This is a genomic window from Sphingomonas segetis, assembly GCF_009720245.1.
Lineage (GTDB): Bacteria > Pseudomonadota > Alphaproteobacteria > Sphingomonadales > Sphingomonadaceae > Sphingomicrobium > Sphingomicrobium segetis.
This window is the reverse complement of the sequence record NZ_WJSQ01000273.1, coordinates 1-1,664: the sequence shown is the minus strand read 5'-3', so window position 1 is coordinate 1,664 and position 1,664 is coordinate 1. Positions and strand designations below refer to the sequence as shown.

2 protein-coding genes are annotated in these 1,664 nt (G+C 68.8%); both read right to left on the bottom strand.

From position 1 onward, the window contains the following. Positions 1 to 731 (bottom strand): cyclase family protein (locus GH737_RS14700; RefSeq protein ID WP_155265507.1); only part of this gene is annotated, 731 nt, incomplete at its 3' end. A gap of 42 nt (positions 732 to 773) precedes the next feature. Then, a complete protein-coding gene (locus GH737_RS14695) occupies positions 774 to 1,517 on the bottom strand; it encodes an aldehyde dehydrogenase family protein (protein WP_420853463.1) in 744 nt (247 codons plus the stop codon). Positions 1,518 to 1,664: the final 147 nt, after the last annotated feature.

The following is a 1,664-nucleotide window of genomic DNA, read 5'->3' as shown; positions in this document are numbered from 1 at the left end:
TAGCCGGCCCGGCGCGCGAGCACGCGCGCCGGCGACCCGTCGCCGTCGACGATCGGCAGCGCGCCGAACTGGAAGTGGACGCGCTCCCCCGCAAGCGCGGCATGGCCGGTCAGATGCTCGCAGATCAATATCCCCCTCGAGAGCAGCTGATGATGGACCGGCCAGTCGAACCCGGGCTCGCGGCGATGGTAGACGAGGTCCGGGGTCGCGAAGTCGCACGCGAGGAGCTTGATCCGGCGCTCGACCATCCATGCCGCGGACTCGGCGCTGAAGCTCGGGTGCCGTTCGTAAAGCACCGTTCCCGACAGCTTCGCCCAGCCGGTGTCGACGGCGAGGATATCGCCTTCCCGGAGAAGCGGCCGGCACCGCTCGAGGTACCCGGGCTCGATCACCTCGTCGGGGTCCATGTCGAGATGCCACACGACTCCGGGGCCGGTCAGCCGGTCGACGGGTACCGAGGCCATGTCGGGCCCGTCCTCGAGAAAATGCAATGGCGCGTCGACATGGGTGCCCGCGTGCGCGACCATGTGGATGTCGGTGACGTTGAACGGATCGGCGGGAAGCGAGCGGATCCTTCCGAACCGCGGCTTGGGGAAGATCGATGCGCAGGGCATCGCCGGCGACAGCCGGTGGGTGAGGTCGATCCACCCGCCCGAAGCGGCCTGCGGTGCGGCGGGCGGCAATTCGCTCCAGCCGAGCCAGCCGCTGACCTTCGGAGTCTGCTCACACATGGACTGCTCCCCTCCGCGCAACGGACATCCCGCCGCCCCCCGTCATGTCTGCACCGAAAAGGGATCGCGCTGATCGTCCGAAAGCTCGATCATGACATTCTTGGTCGTGAGGAATTCCCTGAGGCCTTCCTCGCCGCGCTCGCGGCCGAAGCCGCTGTCCTTGACTCCGCCGAACGGCGTCTGGACGGCGACGGCGCGGTAGGTGTTCACCCATACCATGCCGGTGCGCAGCGCGCGCGCCACCCGGTGCGCACGGTTGAGGCTTTCCGTCCAGATTCCGGAGGCCAGGCCGAACGACGTGTCGTTCGCGATCGCGACCGCCTCCTCCTCGGTGTCGAACGGGATGATCGACAGCACCGGTCCGAAGATTTCCTCGCGCGCGACGCGCATGTCGTTGTCGACCCCGGCGAAGATCGTCGGTTCGACGAACAGCCCGCCCGCCAGTTCCCTTGCCGCCGCGCGCCTGCCGCCGGTCACCAGCGTCGCGCCGTCGCCCCGCGCCGATTCGATGAAATCGATGATCCGGTCGAATTGGGGCTGGTTGGCGACGGTTCCCATCTCGGTTGCGGGATCGAGCGGATCGCCGAGCCGGATCGCCCGGGCCCGCTCCGCCAGCTCGGCGCGGACGCGGTCGTGGACGGAGCGCTGGACCAGCAGCCGGGACCCCGCGATGCAGGTCTGGCCGGTTGCAGCGAAGATCCCGGCGAGCGCGCCGGGGACGGCCTTCTCGAGAGCGGCGTCCGCGAAGATGATGTTGGGCGATTTCCCGCCGAGCTCGAGGACCAGCGGGGTCAGGTTGCGCCCGGCCGCCTTCGAACAGGGTCGTGAACAGCCGCCGGAAATGGGTGTCGACCTTTTGATAGGCATCGAGCAGCCGAACCCGCCCTTCGCGGTTGAGGTTGCCGATCGAGCCGCGCAGGCGATGGATGGCCT